This window comes from Bartonella sp. PS17NMGDW (assembly GCF_042193555.1).
Taxonomy (GTDB): Bacteria; Pseudomonadota; Alphaproteobacteria; order Rhizobiales; family Rhizobiaceae; genus Bartonella; species Bartonella grahamii.
On the sequence record NZ_JBHILY010000009.1, the window covers coordinates 1 to 4,453 of the forward strand.

The following is a 4,453-nucleotide window of genomic DNA, read 5'->3' on the forward strand; positions in this document are numbered from 1 at the left end:
CTTTAAAACTCTTTGAAAAAAAATAAATTGGTACAAAACCTAGTGGCAAAATATACAAAACCCGCTGGCAAGCTACAATATACAAAACCCGCTGGCAAGCTACACTGGCAAGCTACACTGGCTGGGGAACTTGGATTCGAACCAAGATTGACGGAGTCAGAGTCCGCTGTTCTACCATTAAACTATTCCCCAATAAGCCAATTTTATCATCTCTAGCAGATTCTACAGTGTAGGCAAGCGCAAAAAATCTTTAGATTATCGATAATAAAGGGCGATAGGAATGTCATTGATTGTTTTAATTTGAATATCAACATCATAAATGTCTTTAAGGATTTCTGGTTGCATAATTTCTTTGGGAGTTCCACAATAGGCTGCTTTTCCATTTTTTAGTGCAACAATCATATCTGAATAAGATGAGGCGAAATTAATATCGTGCATGACAATAAGGATGGTTTTTTTCAGTTCATCAGCTGTGCGGCGTAACTGCTTCATCATAGAAACGGCATGTTTCATATCCAGATTGTTTAATGGTTCATCTAAGAGAAGATAATCAGTATCTTGGCAGATAACCATGGCTATAAAAGCGCGTTGACGCTGACCGCCAGAAAGCTCATCTAAAAAATGATCTTTTAAATCTTGTAAGCCGAGATAGCGTAGCGAACTGTCGATAAATTGTTTATCTTCATGTGTATACCAGCCTTTTGAATAAGGATAGCGTCCGAAACTTACTAAATCGTACACGGTTAAACGGAAGGATAAAGGATTATCTTGACGCAGAATTGAGAGTTTTTGAGCCAAAATATCGTGGGGCATTGTATCAATATCAAAGCCGTCGATATGAATTGTACCATTATGGTGTGGCAAAAGACGTCTTATCAGCATTAAAAGAGTTGATTTTCCCGAACCATTGGGCCCAATGAGAGAAATAATCCCCCCTTTGGGAAGATGAAGGCATAAATTATCGATAATCAATCGTGCTCCGTAAGCCTTGGAAAGATGATTGATCTCAATCATTTTAGTTTTCCCTTCATCAGTAATATTAAGAAAACAATACCCCCACAAAATTCAATGATAAAACTTAAACGTCCTGCCATGTGAAAAATTTGTTCTAAAATAAATTGTCCTCCCACCAAACAAATAATCGCTAATAATATTGCAATCGGCACAACAACACTGTGTTTTGCTTGAGGAGAAAGTTCATAGGAAAGGTTGGCAACCAACAGTCCAAAAAAGGTGACTGGGCCTACTAATGCGGTAGAAATGGAAACGAGAATGGAAACAAAAATAAGGACAGCTGTCGCACTTTTGTGGTAGTTAACGCCAAGATTAAGAGCATTATCACGTCCCAAAGCCAAAATATCAAGAAGATGACGGGAATGCCATCCAATCAGACTCACAATGAAGACAATGATTGTGGCAAAGCTTATGAGTGATGTATTAAATTTATTAAAATTTGCAAACATAATATCCGTTAAATTCATCATTTGGTCTGGATTTAGTTGCAATTGCATAAACATCCGTAAACTGAAAAAGAAGCCGCCTAAAACAACACCAATTAAAAGCGTCAAATGAAGTCCTTTTAGGCTTCCTGAAAAGAGCCAGCGAAAAAGGCTTATTGAAAAAAGAATAAGAATGAGGGCTTCGAGAATGAGTTGTCCTTCTTCATTTAAAAAGGGCAAAGAAAGAGAGCCTACAAAATATATCAGAACAGTCTTTATTAAAATATAAAGCTGATCAAATCCCATAATTGAAGGGGTAAGAAGACGGTTATTAACGATTGTTTGAAATAAAACCGTAGAAACGCTTATTGCATAGGCAATAAGAAGCAGAGAGGAAAGTTTTGTAAGACGAAATGTCCATGTATAAACATTGATATTCCACGTCATGTAAAGACTAATGACAGTACATGCTATGATGATAAGTGTTGTTAGTACACATATTGTTTTTCTTCTTCTATCCAAGACGCTTTCTCCAGCGTAAAAGCAGTATCATAAAAATAAAACTACCGATTACACCCATCATAGTGCTTATGGGAATTTCAAGAGAGGGATGAATTATTCGTCCTACAAGATCACAAATCAAGACCAATCCTGCACCGCTGATGGCCACCCAAGGAGCGGTACGGCGCATATTATCGCCCATGAAATTTGACACAAGGTTGGGCACAATGAGTCCAACAAAAGGAATACGGCCAATGGTACAGACAACAACAGCAGTGATTGAGGCGACAATAAAAAGACCAAAAAACATGACAACACGATAATTCAATCCAAGGTTATTGGTTAAATCTTCTCCCAAACTTGCAACCGTAAAGCGATCAGCAGTACAATAGGCCAGAATACAAAGGGGAAGGGATAGCCATAAGAGCTCATATTTTCCTTCAAGAACCATTGAAAAACTGCCAAATAAGTAAGCTTGAAGAGAGGGAAGTAACATTTCATAATCTGCAATGGCATTGGTTAAAGAGCCAATGATATAGCTTAGCATAATCCCTGTAAGGGGTACAATGAGAGCAGATTTTAGAGGAATGCGGCGCAATAAAAACATAAAAAGTAAAGTGCCTGTCATGGCAAAAAGTGTCGCAACGACCATTTTTCCTAAAACAGAAATATCGGGCAGAAAAATCATAATAAAAAGAATACCAAGGGAAGCAGATTCAACAGTTCCAGCGGTTGATGGTTCGACAAAGCGATTGCGTGTCAATAGTTGCATAATCATACCTGAAAGTGCAAGTGATGCACCTACTAAAAGGATTGCAATGGTACGAGGAAGACGGGTTTGCCAAAAAATAAGCCACGCATGGGGATCGGCTGCGAAAAGGTCAGAAGGTGTGACATCAGAATAACCAACAAAAATGCTGAGGATAGACAGGAGAATGAGAAGTGTTATGGTTATCCAGTAATTCTTCACGTTAAATCATTTTCTAACAAAATTAAAAAAAGCAAAGACTGCTTAATAAACAATCTCTGCTTTTAAATTTTATTTATATAGCAAGCAAGCTCTTTTGTACGCTTATTTGCTCTTTGTAAAGGCTTCATTGATCTGCTTAGCGGTTTCAAAGAGTCCCGTTAAACCACCACTTGCACGATACCAGCTCCAAGAGTCCAAATAAATAACTTGGTTTTGTTTGCTTGCTGTTGTGCGGTGAACAAGCTCATTGTTAAGCAATTGTGCTGCGGATTGCCCTTCCCGTCCAATTGCGGCATCGCGATCAATCACTAACAACCAATCAGGATTTGTCTCAAGAATAAATTCAGGAGAAATGAGCTGTCCATGTTTTTGTACAGTGAGTTTATCGGTTGCAGGGGCAATTCCGAAAGCGGAATGCAAAATATCAAAACGTGACTTTGGTCCTAAGGCACTGATTTTTCCACCAGAAGTCATGAGTACAAGACCTTGGCCTTTTCCTTTAGTATTTTTACGAACTTCAGCTAAAGTTTCATTGAGTTTTGCAATTTCTTCTGCAGCTTCTTTTTCTTTGCCAAAAATTTTGCCAAGGATAGACAAATTCCGTTCAATATCTGCAAGAGAGTTTTCATTTCCTACAGTTAGATCAATTGTTGGAGCGATTTTGGATAAATCATTATATTTTGCTTGAGTTCTGGAGGAAATAATAATCAAATCAGGTTGAAGGGTGGCAATTTTTTCATAATCGGGTTCAAAAAGGGTACCAATTTTTTCATATTTTGCATCATCAAATTGTTGCAGATAGGATGGTTTTTTACCTTCAGGAATACCGATAACCGCTTTGATACCAAGGCGATTCATATTATCAAGAGAGGCAATATCAAACACAACAACCTTTTGCGGAGAAGCGGGAACAGAAGTCGTGCCTGAAACATGATCAATCGTTACATTTGTCTGGGTACTGGTATTTGCAATACTCGTCTGTGTCCATAAAGCTGTTGCAAAGCTGGTTGCAACCAGTAAAACAGAAGTCATCCGTTTCATATATTTTATCATCGTAATTTTATCCTTTTATCTAATATTACAAGGGTTTGCGCACTTAAAAACTTAACTTTGGTATTTTTATGCACAAAATGAAGCGTAAATAAATAACACTATGTTGTAAAATTGACTAACATATGTTACAAATTGTTCACTTACCTCATTTTCACTTAATTCCAGTGTTTTTGCAACATTATTTAGAAAGTTTGACATATGATCAATGTATTTAAAAAGCGTACAAATTTGTACGCACTGACAGCAAGTGCTCTCTTCTTTTTACAAAGTGTAGATGCTTCGCTACCAGAATCTCCTGTACCTCAAGCATCAGAATCATCCGAAGCTGGTTCACCAAAAGTTGTTGGCGCAGGCGCAGGCGTTGGTGTTCCTGGTGCTGGCGTTGGTACTGGCGATGCTGGTGGTACTGGTGATGTCCAGGGTGCTGGTGGTGCTGGTAATGTCCAGGGTGCTGGTGGTGCTGGTAGTGTCCAGGGTGCTGGTGGCCTTG

General features: G+C 38.4%; 4 protein-coding genes, 1 tRNA gene and 1 pseudogene. 1 reads left to right on the forward strand and 5 read right to left on the reverse strand.

Annotated elements, in window-relative coordinates:
- Window positions 1-118 precede the first annotated feature (118 nt).
- The 5 genes from ACFIJK_RS06785 to ACFIJK_RS06805 all read right to left on the reverse strand — a co-directional run bounded on the left by ACFIJK_RS06785 (window position 119) and on the right by ACFIJK_RS06805 (window position 3,963).
- Window positions 119-192 (reverse strand) — tRNA-Gln (locus ACFIJK_RS06785).
- A 63-nt stretch (window positions 193-255) separates the two neighbouring features.
- Window positions 256-1,014, reverse strand: coding sequence for an ABC transporter ATP-binding protein (locus ACFIJK_RS06790; protein WP_375627313.1), 759 nt, complete (start codon window positions 1,012-1,014; stop codon window positions 256-258).
- Entirely contained in the window at window positions 1,011-1,961 is a 951-nt protein-coding gene (locus ACFIJK_RS06795) for an iron chelate uptake ABC transporter family permease subunit (RefSeq protein ID WP_375627314.1), read from the reverse strand. The genes ACFIJK_RS06790 and ACFIJK_RS06795 overlap by 4 nt, the downstream gene beginning before the upstream one ends.
- On the reverse strand, window positions 1,954-2,910 hold the full coding sequence (locus ACFIJK_RS06800; RefSeq protein ID WP_273788235.1) for an iron chelate uptake ABC transporter family permease subunit: 957 nt from the start codon (window positions 2,908-2,910) through the stop codon (window positions 1,954-1,956). The genes ACFIJK_RS06795 and ACFIJK_RS06800 overlap by 8 nt, the downstream gene beginning before the upstream one ends.
- A 102-nt stretch (window positions 2,911-3,012) precedes the next feature.
- Window positions 3,013-3,963, reverse strand: coding sequence for a siderophore ABC transporter substrate-binding protein (locus tag ACFIJK_RS06805; RefSeq protein ID WP_375627315.1), 951 nt, complete (start codon window positions 3,961-3,963; stop codon window positions 3,013-3,015).
- A 198-nt stretch (window positions 3,964-4,161) separates the two neighbouring features.
- On the opposite strand from ACFIJK_RS06805, the pseudogene ACFIJK_RS06810 reads away from it, so the two are divergent.
- Window positions 4,162-4,453, forward strand: a pseudogene (locus ACFIJK_RS06810) (hypothetical protein); the annotation flags it as partial.